Origin of the sequence: Halalkalibacillus halophilus DSM 18494, assembly GCF_000423105.1 — a bacterium.
GTDB classification, from domain to species: Bacteria; Bacillota; Bacilli; order Bacillales; family Alkalibacillaceae; genus Halalkalibacillus; species Halalkalibacillus halophilus.
In genome coordinates this window covers 60,442-81,167 of record NZ_AUHI01000012.1, presented here as the reverse complement: position 1 = coordinate 81,167, position 20,726 = coordinate 60,442, and the positions used below count along the sequence as shown (strand labels likewise).

At 38.9% G+C, this 20,726-nt stretch carries 20 protein-coding genes, 2 tRNA genes and 1 rRNA gene; 3 read left to right on the top strand and 20 right to left on the bottom strand.

Annotation, left to right across the window (positions count from 1 at the left end; translation table 11 throughout):
- From G532_RS0108765 to spoIIE, 13 genes are all read right to left on the bottom strand, one after another.
- A 16S ribosomal RNA gene (locus tag G532_RS0108765) occupies positions 1 to 306 on the bottom strand; the annotation flags it as partial.
- Positions 307 to 1,008: 702 nt separating this feature from the next.
- Positions 1,009 to 2,499, bottom strand: coding sequence for a lysine--tRNA ligase (lysS, locus tag G532_RS0108760; protein WP_027964470.1), 1,491 nt, complete (start codon positions 2,497 to 2,499; stop codon positions 1,009 to 1,011).
- 58 nt (positions 2,500 to 2,557) lie between these two features.
- Entirely contained in the window at positions 2,558 to 3,040 is a 483-nt protein-coding gene (gene folK, locus G532_RS0108755) for a 2-amino-4-hydroxy-6-hydroxymethyldihydropteridine diphosphokinase (RefSeq protein ID WP_027964469.1), read from the bottom strand.
- Complete coding sequence (gene folB, locus G532_RS0108750) at positions 3,033 to 3,404, bottom strand: dihydroneopterin aldolase (RefSeq protein ID WP_027964468.1); 372 nt, start codon at positions 3,402 to 3,404, stop codon at positions 3,033 to 3,035. Before folB ends, folK begins: the two co-directional genes overlap by 8 nt.
- On the bottom strand, positions 3,397 to 4,233 hold the full coding sequence (gene folP, locus G532_RS0108745; RefSeq protein WP_027964467.1) for a dihydropteroate synthase: 837 nt from the start codon (positions 4,231 to 4,233) through the stop codon (positions 3,397 to 3,399). Before folP ends, folB begins: the two co-directional genes overlap by 8 nt.
- Positions 4,234 to 4,248: 15 nt before the next feature.
- Entirely contained in the window at positions 4,249 to 5,121 is an 873-nt protein-coding gene (gene hslO, locus G532_RS0108740) for an Hsp33 family molecular chaperone HslO (protein ID WP_027964466.1), read from the bottom strand.
- A complete protein-coding gene (locus G532_RS0108735; protein WP_027964465.1) occupies positions 5,114 to 5,902 on the bottom strand; it encodes a type III pantothenate kinase in 789 nt (262 codons plus the stop codon). The genes hslO and G532_RS0108735 overlap by 8 nt, the downstream gene beginning before the upstream one ends.
- Before the next feature lie 391 nt (positions 5,903 to 6,293).
- Complete coding sequence (gene ftsH, locus G532_RS0108730) at positions 6,294 to 8,327, bottom strand: ATP-dependent zinc metalloprotease FtsH (protein ID WP_027964464.1); 2,034 nt, start codon at positions 8,325 to 8,327, stop codon at positions 6,294 to 6,296.
- Between the two features lie 171 nt (positions 8,328 to 8,498).
- On the bottom strand, positions 8,499 to 9,035 hold the full coding sequence (gene hpt / locus G532_RS0108725) for a hypoxanthine phosphoribosyltransferase (RefSeq protein WP_027964463.1): 537 nt from the start codon (positions 9,033 to 9,035) through the stop codon (positions 8,499 to 8,501).
- Positions 9,036 to 9,050: 15 nt separating this feature from the next.
- The gene (gene tilS / locus G532_RS15060; RefSeq protein ID WP_035512808.1) at positions 9,051 to 10,418 is read right to left on the bottom strand and encodes a tRNA lysidine(34) synthetase TilS; all 1,368 of its coding nucleotides are present in this window, start codon (positions 10,416 to 10,418) and stop codon (positions 9,051 to 9,053) included.
- Positions 10,419 to 10,565: 147 nt separating this feature from the next.
- On the bottom strand, positions 10,566 to 11,468 hold the full coding sequence (locus G532_RS15055; RefSeq protein WP_051189120.1) for a protein kinase domain-containing protein: 903 nt from the start codon (positions 11,466 to 11,468) through the stop codon (positions 10,566 to 10,568).
- Complete coding sequence (locus tag G532_RS15050; RefSeq protein WP_084500649.1) at positions 11,437 to 12,183, bottom strand: vWA domain-containing protein; 747 nt, start codon at positions 12,181 to 12,183, stop codon at positions 11,437 to 11,439. Before G532_RS15050 ends, G532_RS15055 begins: the two co-directional genes overlap by 32 nt.
- Before the next feature lie 50 nt (positions 12,184 to 12,233).
- Entirely contained in the window at positions 12,234 to 14,675 is a 2,442-nt protein-coding gene (spoIIE, locus tag G532_RS0108705; protein WP_027964462.1) for a stage II sporulation protein E, read from the bottom strand.
- Positions 14,676 to 14,946: 271 nt separating this feature from the next.
- On the opposite strand from spoIIE, the gene G532_RS0108700 reads away from it, so the two are divergent.
- A tRNA-Met gene (locus tag G532_RS0108700) sits at positions 14,947 to 15,020 on the top strand.
- A 48-nt stretch (positions 15,021 to 15,068) separates the two neighbouring features.
- Positions 15,069 to 15,140 (top strand) — tRNA-Glu (locus G532_RS0108695).
- An 81-nt stretch (positions 15,141 to 15,221) separates the two neighbouring features.
- On the opposite strand, the gene G532_RS0108690 is transcribed toward G532_RS0108695, so the two are convergent.
- Positions 15,222 to 15,974 (bottom strand): sulfite exporter TauE/SafE family protein, encoded by a 753-nt coding sequence (locus G532_RS0108690; protein WP_342662658.1) that lies wholly within the window; start codon positions 15,972 to 15,974, stop codon positions 15,222 to 15,224.
- Between the two features lie 76 nt (positions 15,975 to 16,050).
- Here G532_RS0108690 and G532_RS0108685 point away from each other — a divergent pair, with 76 nt between their 5' ends.
- On the top strand, positions 16,051 to 16,878 hold the full coding sequence (locus tag G532_RS0108685) for a LysR family transcriptional regulator (RefSeq protein WP_027964460.1): 828 nt from the start codon (positions 16,051 to 16,053) through the stop codon (positions 16,876 to 16,878).
- 344 nt (positions 16,879 to 17,222) lie between these two features.
- Here the strand turns inward: G532_RS0108685 and G532_RS0108675 are convergent, their stop codons facing one another.
- The 6 genes from G532_RS0108675 to yabN form a co-directional block, all read right to left on the bottom strand.
- Positions 17,223 to 17,603, bottom strand: coding sequence for a S1 domain-containing RNA-binding protein (locus G532_RS0108675; RefSeq protein ID WP_027964459.1), 381 nt, complete (start codon positions 17,601 to 17,603; stop codon positions 17,223 to 17,225).
- A 72-nt stretch (positions 17,604 to 17,675) separates the two neighbouring features.
- The gene (locus tag G532_RS0108670; RefSeq protein WP_027964458.1) at positions 17,676 to 18,065 is read right to left on the bottom strand and encodes an FtsB family cell division protein; all 390 of its coding nucleotides are present in this window, start codon (positions 18,063 to 18,065) and stop codon (positions 17,676 to 17,678) included.
- Positions 18,052 to 18,636, bottom strand: coding sequence for a spore cortex biosynthesis protein YabQ (yabQ, locus tag G532_RS0108665; protein ID WP_027964457.1), 585 nt, complete (start codon positions 18,634 to 18,636; stop codon positions 18,052 to 18,054). Before yabQ ends, G532_RS0108670 begins: the two co-directional genes overlap by 14 nt.
- Positions 18,633 to 18,938, bottom strand: coding sequence for a sporulation protein YabP (gene yabP, locus G532_RS0108660; protein ID WP_027964456.1), 306 nt, complete (start codon positions 18,936 to 18,938; stop codon positions 18,633 to 18,635). The genes yabQ and yabP overlap by 4 nt, the downstream gene beginning before the upstream one ends.
- 53 nt (positions 18,939 to 18,991) lie before the next feature.
- A complete protein-coding gene (locus G532_RS0108655; protein WP_027964455.1) occupies positions 18,992 to 19,261 on the bottom strand; it encodes an RNA-binding S4 domain-containing protein in 270 nt (89 codons plus the stop codon).
- 13 nt (positions 19,262 to 19,274) lie between these two features.
- Positions 19,275 to 20,726 carry a bifunctional methyltransferase/pyrophosphohydrolase YabN gene (gene yabN / locus G532_RS0108650; protein ID WP_027964454.1) on the bottom strand — a complete coding sequence of 484 codons (1,452 nt, stop codon included), beginning with the start codon at positions 20,724 to 20,726 and terminating at the stop codon, positions 19,275 to 19,277.

Genomic DNA, 20,726 nt, shown 5'->3' with positions numbered 1-20,726 from the left:
CATCGTCGCCTTGGTAAGCCATTACCTTACCAACTAGCTAATGCGCCGCGGGCCCATCTGTAAGTGATAGCACAAAGGCCATCTTTCACTCAAGAACCAGGAGGTTCCTGATGTTATCCGGTATTAGCCCCGGTTTCCCGGGGTTATCCCAGTCTTACAGGCAGGTTGCCCACGTGTTACTCACCCGTCCGCCGCTCATTCCACAGACGTCACCCCGAAGGGATCTGTCTGCTTCCTGCGCTCGACTTGCATGTATTAGGCACGCCGCCAGCGTTCGTCCTGAGCCAGGATCAAACTCTCCATATAAAGTGTTTGATTAGCTCTTTGCTAGCTTGTTTCTTTTTTGTTGCCAATGTTTTCTCCTATTTAATAGAAAGAAAACGAATTGACGACAGGCTATTTTGTTTAGTTTTCAAGGTTCAAAAGGTGTGTCGCCTCAAAACAGCGACCTCTTAAATATAACAAGAATGTTGCTCAATGTCAACAATATTTGAATATTTTTTAGTGTAACCTTTATTGCGTCTCTCAGTAATTTCTTAACGCAACGTTTAATAATTTACCACGGTTCATAGAATAACACAATAGTTTATTTGAAATAAATATATTCTGAAAACTTCCCAGCATTTATCTACTAAACCTTGAACTTATAAGGTGTTTACCCATTATCTATTTTAAAATAAACAAGCGTTTAATATTTTAGTAATATAAGGAAACGAATGAATAACTACTAAGGTCCTTATATAAGGTATACCATCTTTTCAAACAAGAGAACTTGGCCGTTATCCAGAAAAGCTTCTTTATATCCAGAATTCTTGCGTATATATCCATAAAAAGAAAGCTATATCCACAAAAGCAACAGTATATCCACAAACCTCTTACGGCAAGCGCAATGATCACTTTCACTTGTATAAAAAAACCATAGAACTGTATTCTATGGCACCATCTTATATTTAAAAAAAGCCTAGGCCGTATATTATTACCGACCTAGGCTTTCAAACAAACATAACATTAGGAGCGATTACGCATCTGCGGAAACAGAAGTACGTCACGGATCGAAGGTGAATTTGTTAATAACATAACAAGGCGATCAATTCCGATTCCTAGTCCACCTGTTGGAGGCATTCCATACTCCAATGACTCTAAGAAGTCTTCATCCATTAAATGCGCTTCATCATTTCCTGCTTCCCGTTCTTTTACTTGAGCTTCGAAACGTTGGCGCTGGTCAATGGGATCATTCAACTCAGAGAATGCATTTGCATATTCTCTTCCTACTATAAATAATTCAAAACGATCGGTAAAACGTCCATCTTCTGGATTCTTCTTAGCTAATGGTGAAATCTCCACTGGATGTCCATAAATAAATGTCGGCTGAATTAATTGATCCTCTACCTTTTGTTCAAAAAATTCATTTAAGATATGCCCGAAAGTCATACTAGGCTCAACTTTCACACCATGCTCTTTAGCTAGAGAATGCGCTTGTTCATTACTTAAATTCTCAAAGAAGTCGACACCAGTATACTCTTTTACTGCATCTGCCATATGCCATCTTTTCCAATTTGGAGCTAAGTCTACTGTTTGTTCTCCATAAACTACTTTCGTCTCCCCTAGAACTTCTTGAGCAATATGAGCAATTACGTTTTCGGTTAGATCCATCATATCATGGTAATCCGCGAATGCTTCATAAAGTTCGATCATCGTAAATTCTGGGTTGTGGCGAGTAGAGACACCTTCATTACGGAACACTCGTCCAATTTCATACACTTTCTCCATACCACCTACAATTAAACGCTTTAAATGTAGTTCAATCGCAATACGCATATATAATGGTATGTCGAGTGCATTGTGGTGTGTTTCAAATGGTCGAGCAGAAGCTCCCCCGGGTATGGCATGCATCATTGGTGTTTCTACCTCAAGGAATCCTTGTTGGTCAAGGTAACGTCGCATCGTCTGAATAATTTTACTACGCAACACAAACGTTTCTCTACTTTCCATGTTGGTAATCAAATCAAGATAACGTTGACGGTAACGCTGTTCGACATCTTTTAATCCATGAAATTTTTCTGGTAATGGTCGTAAAGATTTTGTTAAAAACTCAAATGAGTCAGCTTTTACAGAAAGCTCTCCAACTTTTGTTTTAAACATCACGCCTGTGATTCCGACAATATCTCCTAAGTCAGCAGACTGGAAGATTTCATATGCCTCTTCACCAATTCGGTCTTTTCGAACATAAATTTGAATCTGACCAGAAAGATCCTGAATATGCGCAAAGCCAGCTTTACCCTTACCGCGTTTCGTCATTAAACGACCAGCTAAAGTTACTTTTGTTTCCAATTCCTTTTCTTCTAATTCTTCTTTAGAATACTGATCATAGGCATTGCTTAGATCCTGAGCTAAATGACTGCGAACAAATTTATCACCAAAAGGATCTATTCCTGATTCTCTTAGCGTTTCAAGTTTTTCAATTCTTGTTCGCATTTGATCATTGATTTCTTCTGACACGCCTTCTCACCTCTATTACAATATTTTGTTTCCGCTTTATTTAATGGAGTTATTCCGATTATATTTTTTCTATACCCTCTAAATCTTCTTTATCTAGTTGTTCTATATGTGTTTGAAGCGATGTATTGTTAATCGCAATGGAATCATTTATTTCATTTAATGGTATTAATACAAAAGCTCGTTCTGTCATACGTGGGTGAGGAACGGTAAGCATTTCTGATTGTATCTCTTTATCCCCAAAAAGTAAAATGTCTAAGTCAATTGTACGGGGCCCAAACCTAATATGGCGCTCTCTTCCAAGGGTGTTCTCGATAGATTGAGTATAGGTTAAAAGTGCCTCAGGTGACAAGGAGGTTTTTATTAATACAACCATATTCAAAAATAAATCCTGCTCGGTATAACCCACTGGCTTCGTCCGATATTTTGATGATTGTTGATGAACTTCAATTTGCTCATGATCGTCCAGTTGCTGAATTGCTTGATCTAAGTATGTGTCCTTGGGTTCTATATTAGAACCCAAGGCAATGTAAACATTAATCATAATCGTGACGCTCCCTAACAATCTCAATTGCAACGGAGTCATAATAACCGGGGATTGGCGGACCTGGTTTATCGACATGGACCTTTATAGACTCTAATTGTTCAAATCGTTGGAACATTGCTTCTGCAATATCGTCAGCTAAAGCTTCAAGCAGATTCTTCGGCTCACCTTCGACAATCTTTTTCACAACTTCATATGCTGCACCGTAATGTATGCTATCTTCCATATCATCTGTTTTCCCTGGCATCATTAAGTCTGCACGCAATTCTAGATCAACGTTAAATCGCTGACCCAATTTATTTTCTTCTGGATATAACCCATGATAACCATAAAACATAAGTCCTTTTAATAAAATCTTATCCATTTGATCGAACCCCTTTCCCCATCATTTGATCCATCATTGTCACGGTGCGTTTTGCTTCCTTCACATCGTGTACACGAACAAGCTTCACGCCTTGAGAAATACCGAAACATAAAGTTGCTAATGTACCTTCTAGTCGTTCTTCAACAGGAAGGTCCAGCGCTTTACCTACAATTGATTTACGGGATGTCCCTAATAACAGAGGGTACTTCATCGTTTGCAACTCGTGTAATCTTCGCATAGCGAGCAGATTTTGCTCATGTGTTTTGCCGAAACCAATTCCGGGGTCTAATATAATTTGGTTGTCATTCAAACCTGCTTGTTTTGCTACTTGCACACTTTTATTTAACCTTGTTTTCATGTCTTCGATTAAATCATCATAGTTTGGAGCTTCTTCGTTATGCATAAGAATGATTGGCGCATCATGCGCTTTAGCTACTTCCACAATTTTAGAATCTTTCTGAGCACCCCATACATCATTAATGACAGATGCTCCAGAAGTAAGAGCGGCTTCGGCTGTTCCGGATTTGTAGGTATCTATGGAAATTGGAACATCTACTTCTTTTAAAATAGCCTCAATGACCGGAGCAACTCGAGCTACTTCTTCCTCTTCCGTTACGGGTATATGACCAGGACGAGTCGACTCTCCACCGATATCTAATAGGTCCGCCCCTTCGGCAACAAGCTTTTTAGCCTGCCGAACAGCAGCATCTGTTTCGATAAATTTACCTCCATCCGAAAAGGAATCTGGTGTTGTGTTAATGATTCCCATTACAATCGTTCGGTTGGAGTCGTGCAATAGAGATTGAACATGTGAAGTATGTCTCGTCATCCTTTTATTCCCCCATTAGTTCTGCTTTAACAACTCAAGTTCCTTTGCAGAAAGATCGTATACTTCGTTACAAAAGTGGCAAGTTGCTTCTGCCCCACCATCTTCTTCAATCATAGAATCAATTTCTTCATTACCTAAAGAAGAAATCGCTTGTGCTACACGGTCTTTAGAGCACTTACATTGATATCTAACATCTTGTTGTTCAAGGACGTGCCACTCTTCCCCTTCAAAGAAAATCCCTAAAATATCTTCCGGAGTTTTTCCTTGTTGAATAAGTGTAGAAATGGCTGGAACTTTCCCGAGCTTTTCTTCCACATGTGTGATCGTTTCTTCTTCCGCGCCAGGCAGCATTTGCAAAATAAATCCACCCGCAGCAGCTATCGAATAATCCGTATCGACCAGTACTCCCGCACCTACAGCGGATGGAACCTGCTCTGATGAAACAAAGTAATACGTGAAGTCTTCACTTACTTCTCCAGATACAATCGGCACTTGGCCAGTGAAGTTGTTTTTAAGTCCTAAATCCTTCACCACACTTAGCGTTCCTTCTGTTCCAACCGCACGTTTAACATCCAATTTGTTCTGATCATTGGATTCAAAATCTACGTGTGGATTTTTTACATACCCACGTACATCCCCGTTTGCATTACTATCCGTAATTATTGCGCCCATCGGACCATTTCCTTCTATTTTAACAGTGATCTGATCTTCCCCTTTTAACATCGCACCCATCATAGCAGAGACAGTTAGGGAACGACCCAAGGCTGCAGATGCAGTAGGCCAAGTATCTTGCCTTCTACATGCTTCATTCACCAAATCCGTTGACTGTATTGCATACGCACGAACCTGCCCATTAAAAGCAGTTGCTTTTATTAAATAATCACTCATTACTTTCACCCGTTTCTTTGTTTAATTGATATATTTCATATAATCCCTTTAAGGTAAGCTCAGGGTCCACAACATCAATCGTTTCTGACCCTTTGCCGATTAATTTAGCCAGGCCACCTGTTGCGATGACCGTTGGCTGTTTATTTGATTGTGCCTTCATTTTCCTAACTACTTCGTCTACTTGACCTACATAACCGAAGAAAATACCTGATTGCATAGCTTCGACAGTAGATTGACCGACAACGTTTTCTGGTCGCGTTATTTCTATTCGTGGTAGTTTCGCAGCTTTCGTATATAATGCTTCTGTAGAAATGTTAACACCAGGGGCGATGGCACCCCCAACATAAGCTCCCTCTTCATTAATATAACAATAAGTAGTTGCCGTACCGAAATCAATAATGACTAAAGGTGAACCATACTGCTTAATGCCGCCGACCGCATTTACGATTCGGTCCGCACCAATTTCCTTAGGGTATGGGTACTCCATTCTCAAAAAGCTATTTACTTCTTTCGACCCAACAATCATTGGGTTCAAATGGAAGTAGTGTTCACACATTTTTTCTAATGCGTACATAATGGGAGGAACAACAGAGGAGATAATGGCATCATGAAAATCCTCAAATTGTAATCCATGATGATTTAACAATGCCTTGACCTGCATCGCGTATTCATCTTCTGTTTTATACCGGTCTGTAGCGACACGCCATTGATACGTTAGTTTCCCGTCATCAAATACCCCAAGTACCGTGTTAGTATTTCCCACATCTAATACGAAAATCATAGCTTCACACCATTTCTATATCTATTTCTACATTTATAATTTAATATATCCATATTTACACCGTAAATCATATCATATATGTCGAAATTTTTGTGCTGTAATGTTTATTGTTCTATAACGGAGAAAGAAAATTTTCATTCTGCACAAAAAAGCTGGGACAATTCAAAGTGCTAGCATGAAAATCCGAACAATGAAATGCGGTGCGACTACCTCGCTCCTGAAATAGACTGCGCTTTCCGTGGGGAGCCGGTGAGCCTCCTCATGCTAAGCATTCCGGGGTCTCACCTGAGCTCTATTTCCCACAGGAGTCTCCGTCTATTTCATCCGCTTTTCATTTGCTTTGTTCGGGATATTCATGACTACAGACACTTTTGTCCCAGCCTATCCGTTATTAGTCTTTTTTGTTTTGTGGATCTTCCGAATCATCTTGATCTTCGTCTTTGGACGGTTGATCTTCTTCGGCTTGATCGTCTTGTTCTTCTTTTGCTTGGATATTAACTTTCACATCATCATCGTCTTTTTCGTCAGCAGCTTCTTCTTTTTCTGCTTCTTCAAAACTAGTCGGGTTTAAGTCTTCTTTAGGATACGTCGGTTCAGGAAGCTCTCCATCTTCGAAAAGTCCTTTTATCTGTTCTGCATCTAAAGTTTCAACCTCTAACAATGTCTGTGCAATTAATTCCAACTGCTCCTTATGCTCCGTTAAGATATCTTTCGCGCGAGCATAACAAGTTTTAATAATTTCTTGTACTTCTTGATCAATGATATAAGCAATTTGATCACTATAGTTCGGTTCATTTTGAATGTCTTTACCTAAGAATACTTGGCCACCAGAACTACCAAATTGGAGTGGTCCTAGTTTATCACTCATACCGAATTCCATTACCATCTTACGAGCAATACCTGTTGCACGTTGGAAGTCATTATGAGCACCTGTACTTACTTCACCGAAAATAACCTCTTCGGCTACACGACCACCAAGCAATCCAGTGATTTTATCAAGTAATTCAGGCTTCGTTTGGAAGTAACGATCTTCCCTTGGAAGCATGACAGCATAACCGCCAGCTTGACCCCTTGGAACGATGGTTACTTTATGCACCATATCCGCTTCGTCTAGAACTACACCGATGACTGTGTGACCACTTTCGTGATACGCAACGATGTTTTTCTCTTTTTCGGAAATGACACGGCTCTTCTTCGATGGACCTGCAATAACACGATCAATCGCTTCATCTACGTGTTGCATTTCGATATATTTTGTATCTGTTCTTGCCGCAACAAGTGCTGCTTCGTTTAATAAGTTCTCAAGGTCTGCACCTGAGAAACCTGGTGTACGCATGGCAATTGTTTTCAGATCTACCGTTTCACCAAGTGGTTTATTCTTCGCATGTACTGCTAATACTTCTTGACGACCCTTCACATCTGGTGTATTAACCGGAATTTGACGGTCAAAACGTCCAGGACGTAATAACGCTGGGTCTAGAATATCTGGGCGGTTCGTTGCAGCGATCATAATAATTCCTTCGTTTGCACCGAAACCATCCATTTCAACTAGCAACTGGTTAAGTGTTTGTTCACGTTCATCGTGTCCACCACCAACACCAGCACCACGCTGACGTCCAACTGCGTCGATCTCATCAATAAATACAATACATGGTGCATTTTTCTTCGCATTTTCAAATAAGTCACGTACACGTGAAGCACCGACACCAACAAACATCTCAACGAAGTCAGAACCACTGATAGAGAAGAATGGAACGCCTGCTTCACCAGCAACAGCCTTCGCAAGTAATGTTTTACCTGTACCTGGAGGCCCCACTAATAGGACACCTTTAGGAATACGTGCACCTAATTCGGCGAATCTTCTAGGATCTTTCAAGAAATCAACTACTTCAACGAGCTCTTGCTTCTCTTCATCTGCACCAGCTACGTCTTTAAACTTCGTATCTTTCTTATCCTCTGTATACATCTTCGCCTTACTCTTACCAAAGTTCATCATGCGGCCGCCACCGCCGCCACCTTGCATTTGGCTAAGTAAGAAGAAGAATAAAATAAAGATAATAATAAATGGAATTAATGTAGTGAAGAATCTAGCCCAAGCACTCGGCTCTTCGGCAGGTTCAATATTGAACTGGTCTCCACCTAAGTCTACTATTTCATTAATAATATCTTGGTTATCAGGGACATCTGCGCGGAAGTCTTCTACACTTCCTGTTTCACTTGATACATATTGCCCTCTTGCCTCATAGGCATAATTCGTATATTGGAGAGTCATATCTTCAATTTGATCACCCTCAAGGGCATTTCTAAACTCTTGATAATTTAGTTGGTCTGTATCTGGACTCGGATCATTGAACATACCAATAATCGCAATAACAACTAAAAATATAATTACGTAAAATATTGTATTACGGAACACCCGACTCATTACTTACCTCCTCCTGAACGACAAAACTAAAGCTATACTACCATATATTTTTTTCAGACTACAACTGAAAAGTGTCAGCTAATCGCTCTACTTAATAATTCTATTCTTGTAACATTCATATAATTTCCTCGTATTTCTTCTATTAGTTATCAATATGAAATTTCATCTTTGTTAAGAATAAATTTCCGGTTTTAAAACACCGATATACGGCAAATTACGGTATTTCTCTTGGAAATCCAATCCATAACCAACTACAAAGCTGTCAGGAACCTCAAAACCAACTACATCAGCAAACACATTACCTTTTCGACCAGAAGGCTTGTCCAATAGCGTTACAATCGTAATTGATTTCGCCTGACGATATTTAAATAGATCGACTAAATAATTTAATGTAAGTCCGCTATCAATGATATCTTCAATAATTAATAAGTCTCTTCCTTTAACTTGTGTATTCAAGTCTTTGACGATTTTAACTTCGCCCGAGGACTCCATACCGCCTCCATAGCTTGATACATCCATGAAATCAAGCTCGATATGTGTATCGATCCGCTTGATTAAATCACTCATAAACGGCATTGCACCTTTTAATACTCCTATTGCTAGTGGAAACTTACCGTCGAAGTCTTCTGTAATCTGTTTACCTAGCTCTTGAATTTTCTTTTGGATTTCTTCTTCGGAATACAAAACCTCTTTGATCTCATCATGCATGATCGAATGATCCTCCTAATAGTCTATAGTTATCTTTACCAATAAATGCTTATCTATTAATGGTTCACTTGATATTAATTCGCTTTTACAAAGCTTAGGAACCCAGAGAATCGTTCCACTAGCATCTGTAATAATTGGCCACTCTTCCCGGAACTCGGATGGTATTTTATAATCTATAAATAGATCTTTCACTTTTTTGCTGCCACCTAACCCTAACGGTCGAATGCGATCTCCCGGTTTCCTACTACGTACATACAATGGGAAATCTATGTGACTTGAATCACAATATACAGAATGCGTACCCTCCCTATAATCCAAGGAACCATTCATTTCTAACAGTACTTTCCCACCATTCGGAAGGTATATTTCTTCGTTGTTTTTTAAAGGAATTTCGTATCCTGATTTTGGTGCCTGTCTTTTTCTAATAGAAAATTGATCATAAGCTTTAACAACTTCCCATGAATCCCCTAACACATATGTACTGTTCGGCTGGTTCGAAACCAACCACTCCACTACTGCCGGGAAGTAATCCTTTTTCATCAATTTGTTTACACTAAGATAGTTTAATATTAGATGAAAGCCCCTTCTTTGTAAAGGTTGAGAAAGCTTAAGAAATGAATTAATTGGAATCGTAACTTTTTGTTCACAAAACGTCGCAATCTCCTCTAATTCTTCTCCTGCAATCTGCTGTAGGAAGGCTTCATCCTCCGTCATTTGTTCTTGAACGAGTTGAATGCCTTTTTGAAGATTAGGGTTCTCTTCTTTAACAAATGGTAGCAAATGTTTACGGAATCGATTACGAGTATAGGTTTCACTTTTATTAGATGGGTCTTCTCGGTAGCAAATATTGTTGTGAGCTGCATATGCTATAATTTCCGCTTTAGCCACACCTAATAGCGGGCGAATGATTGGTACGCTTGCGCGGGTTTGTATCGCCGTCATACCAATTGGTTTAATACCTTTAGTTAATTGCATGAACATTGTCTCAATCTGATCATCTCCGTGATGAGCTAAGACGACTTTGCTTTCTGAGTGCTTAGAAGCATGCCGGAGCAAGACCTCGTAACGAAGGTCTCTAGCCGCTTCTTGCGTTCCAATCTTATCTCTTTCTTTTCTACTTACAACATCAACGGTTTCAATCACAGTGTGGACTCCTAATTTTTCCGCTTCTTCTTTAACCATTAAACTATCTTTAGAAGAATCCTCGCGCAGCTGATGGTCAATAGTGACGACACTTAACTCAATGTTCAACGTCGTCCGCAATTCCGATAGAATATGTAATAAAACCATCGAATCTACACCACCAGAAACGGCGATGACTAGATGGTCTTTGGGAGTTACCAGGTTTTTCTCTTGAAGAAAATCCTCTACGACGTCTTTCATTTCAACACACAACCTTCACACGAGAGTATCTTTTATCGTACCACTTCTGGCCTTTTTGGTTCAATTTATACCACTTTGTATGTCGGTTAGTTGCTGCGTTATTGTTTATATCCCACTTTTTTCCTAAGTGAAAATACTAGCCGCCCTTTATAACAATAACCATAATAATAACCCATTCACCCCTACAAAAGTGGATAGAATCCCAATCTCTTTGAACCTTCCTGATACGTTTTCTACATGCCTATGTGTCTTTAATCTTCTTTCTGCCTGTTCCCAAGCCACAATCACTTGGTTAGCGCGCGTATATTTTCCCTCTGTAACCTGCTTTAGTAAAGTTAAAAATGGTTTAGGAATTGTAGAACGTGAGAAATAGTGCGCTAAGTCTTTTCTTTTTACTGCAGAATCAAACAGACCTGAATTGGCTAATTGTAATAAACAAATAGCTAACGAAAATAAATCATAGCTTTCTTCTGATTTTCTAGAACCTTTTTTCCAATACCCACGATCATACACCGGACTGTACTCTCGCACCGACCGACCGAATTTAGTCACCCCACCGACATCAACTAAACTAACATTTTGTGATGTAGATTCTAATAAGATATTTTCAAGCTTCAAATCCCCATATACATAACCTAGTTTGTGCAGCTCATGTAATTGTTCGAGTAACTGCTTCGCAATGTTAGAAAGGTTAAAGGGAAACTTGTTTTTTAAAAGTTGATGAACAGAATCCCCTTGAACCCATTCCATTGTATAAAAAGCATAATTGGTGCCATCATTGAATAAACAATCATCTACATCGAATAAATAAGGTCCAAGCTTCATGCCTTGGACCTTGTTGATCTGCTTTAAAATATACGACTCCTTTGATACAACGGAAGGATCTTTACTAATCTTCAACGCCATTCGCTTATGGTTATGAAAGGCTAAATAGGTCGTTCCCCTCGCACCCTGCCCTAATTTTCGATCAATAATATAGGTCTGGTGATTCCACTTCCCCTTAATCTGAGTTCCTTTTTTAAGAGGAACGGAAAGTTGGTCGAGGTCCATCTTCTACCTCTCCTTCATCTAGTGCAACCGGCATGTTTGCATGGAATAGTTTTGAGACTTCATGTAATGCTGTTCCTGTAGGAGTAATGCCACCAGCTGTGATTTTAGGAAATGCCTTATGGATTAGGGAGGCATCAGCTGTCCAATCAAGAAGTTGATTCACTACTTTTCTTTTAGCAGGAAACTGGTATAACGCATATTGGAATGCCCCATTTCGAGCTTCTAAACTTAACATCAAGTCTTCTAAAGCTTCTTTTACAGCTGGCATTTTGTTTTGCATACTTGCACTTGTATCTACTAAGAGTAATACGTTTAAGTTACAAGACTCCCCTAATTCCTCCATCACTTCATTGACCTCTCCCCTTGTTTCTGGCGGGAGAGATTCTGTATCAGAACCTTTTCCAAATATCTGTTGTAGCTCCTCATTTACAAACTGTTGAATCGTTTGGTTCATCGCTTGCTTTGTTACCATTTGAACAGTCTCTGCAAGTTCTTCCGCGTAGACTATACGACTTACCCCTCCACCGGCATAAGCAATATCATTCACTTCTGTTAACCCAACCGGATCCTCTGACTGCATATCTTCTAATACACCAATAACGTTAACTGACACACCTTTGTTAGAAATGTGCGAACTTATTGCTACTGGGTCTTCCCCTTGGTTAGAACACCCATCTGTAATTAATAGGATTTGCTTCACAGTTCCTTTTTTCATCAAGAACGCCTCCTTTGATTGGTAACCATTCTTAACCATTTCAATTCATGCTATACATGTTCTAAATAATTCGGAGAGAAAGAGGCCCATTTTGCTTTACTTCGTTCAATTTTACTAACTAAAACCGTCATGTCATCTTCAATTTCTCCATTATTTAATCGTACGCATTCTTCTAGTAATAAATCAGCTATTTCTTGTGGATCATCTGTTTCAAAGCTTCGAAGCTTTCGTTTTAACCACGCTTCTCCGTTTTCATACCAACTAGTAGATTCTAAAATCCCATCACTAATCATCACTAATATATCTTCATCCTGAAGTTCTTCATAAACAGGTTCGACATCAAATTCCTCAACAATTCCGATTGGCAAATTGCTCGCTTCTACGGATAGCACAACTCCCCTTCTTAGAATAAAGCTAGCCATAGAACCTATTTTCAAAAATTTTACTGACGGCTTTTGAAGATCGATCATCGCTAGGTCAAGCGTAGAATAGATCTCATCAGCTGTACGTAAAGATAAAATGGAATTAATAGATTGAAGGGCGACTTGCTCATTTATTCCAGATTGCAAAATTTGGTGTAGGAGGTGCAATGTTTCAGAACTTTCTTGGTACGCTCTTTCTCCATTCCCCATCCCATCACTAATCGCTAACACAAATCTACTTTTTCCAAGCTCTAAAAGCATATAACTATCCCCAGATAAAAAGTTTCCTTTCTTAGCAGCAATAGCAACGGCTGTTTCTAGTTGATAGCGTTTAATCGAACTAAAATTAAATGTATAATAGCCATCTTTCCGCTCCCCATCCGTTTTACAATCCACCACAACTGTTTCTTCTAATAAATCGGATAATAACGGGGCAATAATTTTCTCTGCTTCTCCTCGATCTTCTTGTAGATATAAGGTGATTTCCACATCCACGTTTCCTTGGTCGATCGAAAACAATTCTAAATGCTCTAAATTTAACCGTTGTTGCTTGAGCATCTCTCTAATTGCTTGCTCTTGTAGGAAATATTCCTGTCGCTCCTTGACCACTTCTTTTGCAAAGCTTTGCATGACCTCAGAAACACCATTCAACTGATTTGCTACAAACCTTCTACTCTCTTTTACTTGCTGCTTCAAACGTTTATTCGCTCTGAAATACGATAGTTCATATCGCATTTGATCTACTACCTGATCTGTTTTCACACAAAATTTTCGCAACTTCGCAATTTGAAAATTTACATCAGAAGACTGATTATCATCCATTGCTTGTAACGTATGTTGTAAGGAAGAATATGTTCGGTCAAATTGATTCACCCAGCACTCTTGCTTCTTGAAACAGGTTTGACAGGTTTTTTCCGTTACTCTACTTAAATATTCATCCACTTCCACGTTGGGATCAACAGGTTTGCTCGGTTGGTCAAGATAGGAAAAACTATGAGAAATGGCTGCGAACATATCTGAGAACTTTTCGACACGATCGGCTGTTGCATCTCTTACCTTTTGTAAATACTGTTCATTCTCTTCTTTTGCTTCTTCTGTACCAGGGACCAATTTAGCAATTTGCTTCACCCAAGACTTCGGAGTAATTAAAAACATAAGCGCAGCAACGGCTGACTGAAGCAGTAATTGTTCCAAAGCTAGCGCATCTACGTGGTATAACCCGATTAGTAAAGTTGCAAGCATCAAACCTGCTACTACCCCCACGCGCTTCATATCTTTTAATAAACCGCCTAACAGCCCAGCTAGTGCCAATAAACTAACTTGATACAAATGAATAGTACTTACGAGACTTAACATTAAACCGACAATGACCCCCACAGCCGATCCAACTGTTGCCCCAGCAATTAAAGCGCACATTAAAATAAAATAATTCGCACCAATCAGTTCCAAGGAAAGTCCTTGAACCGTAATTCCTACTAAGCCTGTTAAAACAGCAGTTGCAAGAATAATTCCACAAATAACTTCTTCCATTTTCACTTTGTGTCGTGGATAGGAAGTTTGCAAAAAAGGATATGTTTGCATAAATACATGGAATAAAAATACGCCTAGACTTGCTTCTAATACAATTAGCGCAACATCATAAGGCATGATCGTAGCTGTTACGCTCTCAACGGTAAACTTACCTAGGGCAATAGAAAAAAATAATAAAATAGCAAGAACTTTATTCGTCAAACGATCCTTTCGGTAAAACTGTTTAAACCCAACTACAAGCAAAAACATAGATAAAAACACATATCCCCCTTGCGAACCACTAAAAGTGAGTGCTCCTAAAAACGCACTAAGTAACACATAAAAAGCAACACTCTTTTGCTTTAGAAGCACAGCTGCTAAAAACGCGATAGCGAAGGGAGATAACTCTGTTAAAATTACTGCTCTCCCCAAAAAGAAACTAATTATAATTAATAGTCCCCCTTTTTGAAATAGGGTTTCTAATGCAAATTGAGAATACTTGTCCTTCATATTCGAAAACCTTTGCAGCCGTGGTTGATTCCATTCTAGTAAACGTAGCATGTATTACCGCGCCCCTTTCTACTAGCATTGAACCATAGATTAAGAGATTTTTTTGTCAAAAGAAGCACACATACCAGGGAAATCCTTCGACTCTTTTTTCCATACAAAGAGACGCTTTACTTTTCTTGTGTAGTTCATCCATAAGGCGACTTTTGTAAGTTCACTTTCTATATGAAAAAGGATTAACTTAACCATCTCTTCAAAAATTGTTGACAGAGATCAAATCCTGTTGTACTATAATTTTTGTGCTTACTTAGCACTTACAATGTTTGGCGGTGTAGCTCAGCTGGCGAGAGCGTACGGTTCATACCCGTGAGGTCGGGGGTTCGATCCCCTCCACCGCCACTTTTTAAAAAAGTATATAGAACAAAATCTACATACGATATTCCTCTAGGCCCGTTGGTCAAGTGGTTAAGACACCGCCCTTTCACGGCGGTAACACGGGTTCGAATCCCGTACGGGTCACTAATAGGAAAAAGCGATTGGCATGATGCCAATCGTTTTTTTTATCGTGAATCTAATGAATCTCAGGATTAATCGAACCTTCTATAGTGTAAATAATAAATAAACGATGAAAGCTGCTGTAACAATCCGTAAGATAGGTTTCACTTGTTCTTTTTTTATCCTAGATGCCAACCTTACACCTACCTGAGCTCCAGTTAATGAACCAAAAAGTAAGCAAATTGTAAGACCCCATAAGATATCCCCTGCAGCAATATAACTCAATGCAGCGCCAAAGCAACTTGAAAAAGTAGCAGCACGTGCAAGCCCAATAGATTTCATATAAGAAATTTTTATGAATGAAAAATAGTGCATCATAAGCGTACCTTGGCCAGGGCCAAACATTCCGTCATAGATCCCAATCGCATATAATATGGAAAATCTTTTTTTATTCAACTTAAATTTAGTATCTTCAGTGAAGCTCCCCTTACCGAAAAAAGAAGCTATAAAAGCAAATAATAATAAGCCGATCGCCACTCGATACATCATATTCTCTGAAATACTAGTAGCTACAAGCCCTCCTGTAACTCCTCCTACAATGGAAATTGGAACTATTTTAAAGGCCTCGTGGAACGTGATTTTTTTCAACCGATAGACTAAATAAAAACTCGAAAACGAACTGAATGTATTCGAAACTTTATTCGCACCAATCGCTGAATGAACTGGCATCCCTAAAGTTAACATCGCAGGTAAACTAATCAGCCCACCGCTTCCAGCAATCGTTCCAATCGTAGTTGCTAGTAAACCAATGCAAAATATAATCAAATACTCCACTACAATCACCTCTACTTTAATCATAGCAAGAGTCTTTCAATAAGTTAATTTCAATTTTATGATATATTTAGATAAGAAAATCTTATAGTGTGGTGAGATAATGAAATTAACAGATGAAGAACTTTTGATCGTTCTTAGTGAAGATTTAAACATGAGACGGGCCTCTGAAAGGTTATTTATCTCCCAATCTGCATTAAGCCAACGTCTCAAAACAGTAGAAGCCAAATGGGATCGTGTTTTGTTCTTAAGGTCTCAAAAAGGATTGACGATCACTCCTGCAGGGGAGGTTGTTATTGAATATGTAAAACAACAGGAGAATCAATTAGAGCGAGTGAAAGAAAGCTTGCTCGACAGGGAAACTATAAATGGTAGCTTGAAACTTGCAGTATCCTCGACCATCGCCCAGTATTGGTTGCCAAGTATCTTAAAAAAATACGTTCAAGATTTTCCAGAAGTTAAAATTGAACTAACGACTGGGTGGACCAGTGATGTCGTGAAGGGAGATTTTCACATTGGCATCGTTCGCGGAGAAGTGTTCTGGCAAGGGGTAGAGCGACATTTGTTTTCAGATTCCTTTTATTTAGTAGGAGCTGATTATGTGGATGAGTTAGAAAATTTAGACCAACCATTCATTCAATTTCGTAGTCAATCTAATTATTATGAAGAAGTACAAGCGTGGTGGTTACAAACGTTTTCAAAACCACCTAGCCGAACCATCACCGTTGATCAACTAGAAACGTGTAAACAATTAGCACTGAGCGGTATAGGTTATTCCATTTTGCCATCCATTTGTTTAGAGGAAGGACAAGGCACGAAAATAGATGAACACTTAAGTCGAAAAACATCTCTCATCTATTCCGAGGGAGTCGAAACCCTGCCACAAGTGGACGCATTTATAAAGTTGTTAGAAGAGCAAAATGTTTTATAAAAGGGGGGCTTCGCGATATCTGGATATATCGGTAGATTTGTGGATAAAGCCAATGATTTGTGGATATAAGTTTGCAATTTCTGGATATGTTCCCGACTTTTCTGGATATATAAAAATACTCGTGGATAAGAGGTGAGATTTCTGGATATACCTATAGTTTTGTGGATAAAACCAGTGGAGCAGCTCTATGTGGAGGCTTGCTGTGCACTGATTTTTAAGCCGCGCTGATCCCCAACACCCTCCTCTTCACGAACTTCTAAAAAACATAAAAAAACGAAGCGCTACGTCACGCTTCGTTTGTATAACATTATTTTATTAGATCCGCTTCCTCATAGACAGCAAGATTAGCCCCGCTTGGCACCTCCGCCTCCACGACGCGATTCAGTATGCTTTTTAAGTGTAGACATTTTTTCTTCACTATCTTTTAAAAACTTACTCATTTGTGTTTCGAAGTTTTCTGTACGTTTCTTTTCTTCTTGCTTTTCGAATCTTTCGTTTGCCTTTTTAATAGACAAACCAATTTTACCATTGTCTTCAACGTTAAGCACTTTAACGTCTACTTCATCTCCAACGGCAAGGTGTTCGTTAATATCTTTTACATACTTATTTGCTACCTCACTGATGTGAACCAATCCTGTTGCACCATCCGGTAACTGAACAAATGCTCCAAAGTTCGTTATGCGGGTAACCTTACCACGCAACTTGCTGCCTACTTCAACTGACATAAAAGTAATGCTCCTCCTTAAAATTATAAAAAGTATATTCTATCTTATTATATATAAGCTTAGGAAAGAGTGTCAATAAGAAGGCTCTTCATCTGGCAAAGTAAAAATTACTTCGCCTTCTTTCGAGAAGAAATAATCCTTACGGGCAATCTGTAATAAGTAATCGACGTCATTTAATAACTCGATTTCTCTTTCCAAGCTCGATTGTTCACTTTGGTAAACTTGTAAGTCTTCTTCTAGCTGTTGGTACTCTTGCTGTTGATCATTATATGCACTTCGTTGTTGGAAGTGAAAGATAGACAAGGATCCTATAATAAATGTAAAGATGATTGCAAACGCAGCTAAGCGACGAATTAACAATTTCTTCTCGCGAGCTTGTCTAGCTATGTAATATTCTTGTTGTTTCACATAATTGGAATCTAGCTTCGTCACTTTTTTCTCGCGCCGCTCACTTCTTCGCATTCTTGATCCTCCTCCATAACATAATAAGTTTTCTCTTCCACAAGTTTACACTAGTACGGCATTTCATGTAAACACTCTGAACATGCCTGCGAACAATACTTGGGATGAAAGGTCGAATTATTTTAAATAAAACTAAAATTACAAATCTAAAAACTTTCCAAATGGTTAGGATGAAAAAGCGTATAAGTACTAATAGACCAATACTAATCCAGATTAACGGTTTAATAATCATAATATTCGATAATTTGAGTATACCATACCAAATCTTTTTTACAAATACCACTACCCGGTCTAATACCCTTAAATAAACTTTTTCAAACATAGCATAGTAAATGGTTATTCCTAAAAGAAAGGCGACTACTAAATAAAAGCGTATAATTCCGCCATTAACCATATACAACAGGTAGTAACTAAAAAAGGACAGCACAATGACCACCATAGGATCAGTGATCATTTGATGTGTTGTGTTTTTGGAGCGAAATAAATGGCTATACGTATTAAACACAAGAGCTGTCCCAATTCCACCACTAATCATTGCTAATAAAGAAAGCCACTGAGTTGCTAGTGTCATTTAAACAACTTGCTAAATAACCCTTTAGCTTGCTCTTTTTGATGATCATCTAAATACTGAAAACCATCTATCTTTCCTTGAATCGTGAGTAGCCCCTCATCTACATTGAGGTTCTTCATGTGTAAATTATGCCCCCGTACAATTAGGTACCCTTGGGTAGTTTTTAATAAGAATTCTTCTGTATCAAAACTATCCACATCTTCTACACCCGTAATTTCTAACTTCTTTCGATTCACTAGTTTCAATTGATGTTCTCTTGTTTGCTCACGCGTACCACTGCTATACATTTGATTAGCTTGCATGTCCATTCCTCCCTCTACCATCAATCTATGATAGAAAGGAAATTTTCATGCTACTAAAAGGACTCAGACTCTATTTTCTCTTCTTTTAAAACGGTGTATAAGCGCGACGTTTCATCTTTTCTAATTTGTTCTTGCAACGACTCCACCCGAATCGTTAGCTTTTTGTTTCCAAACTGAATCATGATTTCATCGCCTACCTTTAAATCATGTGATGCTTTTACTGCTTGGTTATTTATATAAACTCTACCTTGACTTGCAACTTCCTTCGCCACGGTACGTCGTTTAATTAATCGAGAAATTTTTAAAAACTTATCCAGACGCATGATACATCCCCCTTTATTTAACTTGCTCTTTGATTGTTTGCCAAACACGTTCTAGCTCTTCTAAAGATGCTTCCTCTAACTGATCTTCCCGTTCCAAGAAAGCTTGTTCCACTAGCTGAAAACGTTTTACGAACGTTTCACAGGTACGATTTAGCGCAATTTCTGGATTGATTTTATAATGCCTAGCTATATTCACTGCAGTGAAAAGAATATCTCCATATTCCTTTTCCATCTCTTCTTTAGATAAATTCGCCACCGCTTCTTGAAATTCCTTTATTTCTTCTTCTAATTTCTCCACGGTAGATGCTTCTTCTTTCCAGTCAAACCCTACTTTAGCAACCTTTTTTTGGATCTCTTCTGCGTAAAGTAATCTAGGAAGACTTCTATTTCGATCGTTTAGTACAGAATCTTGCTTAGGTTTTCCTTGTTGTTTAATAGCTTCCCAATTGGTTACTACGTCCTCTGATGTCTCCACGTTTACTTCAGCAAATACATGGGGATGACGCTCGATCATCTTGTCTGTAATATTTCGGATGACATCATCTACTGTGAAGAACCCATCTCCCTCGGCAATTTGACTATGAAGCATGACTTGAAGTAACAAATCTCCAAGTTCATCAGCAAGGTGGTCGTCATCTCCCGCCTCGATCGCTTCAATAACTTCGTACGCTTCTTCAATTAAATATTTCCGGAGTGTTTCATGGGTTTGTTTCCGATCCCACGGACAACCGTTAGGACCGCGTAATGTTGCAATTACTTCACGGAGAACTCCAAAATGATGATGCAGTAGTTCATCTTCAACTGGAGCAACATACAACGTTGCTAAGTTACTAAAGGAAAAATCATGATCTATTTCATGTAATGCTACGGTTTGAATATTCTCTTTTTCACTCCCAGCTGCATCAACAATTGTAACTGGGTGATCGTGTGGAAGCTCTTCTAATAAAGTTAGCTTCACATCCGAAGCAACCATTTGATCATATACTTGTCCGATTAATATATGACTTTTTAAATGCAAACTTTCCTGTTGTAAGGCGGTTCCATCCACTAATTGAAACCCTTCAATCGGATCGATCTCTAATGCAGTAAACATTGCATCTAAGAAACTTTGTCCACCAGCAATCTCTACTTTCATTTCATTTGTTTTTTGTTCCAAGAGTAATTGTACAGTACGTTCTGCGACCATCGGGTGACCGGGAACAGTATATAATACATCCCCCGACTCCGCTTCTTTTATCAATCGCTCTGCAATCGTCTCATAAACAGATCCGAAAGCTTCATTCTCCTCATAAACTTCATCAAAGCTCTGAAATATAACACCTTCACTTTGTAGTGATTGCACTACAGGGTGGTATAAAGTACGTGTATACACCGGCCCATCTATACGCGTTATTTCTTTATATACACCGAGTGGCAATTGATCGATGGTACTTGTACCTAGTCCAATGACACGGATTGTACTCAT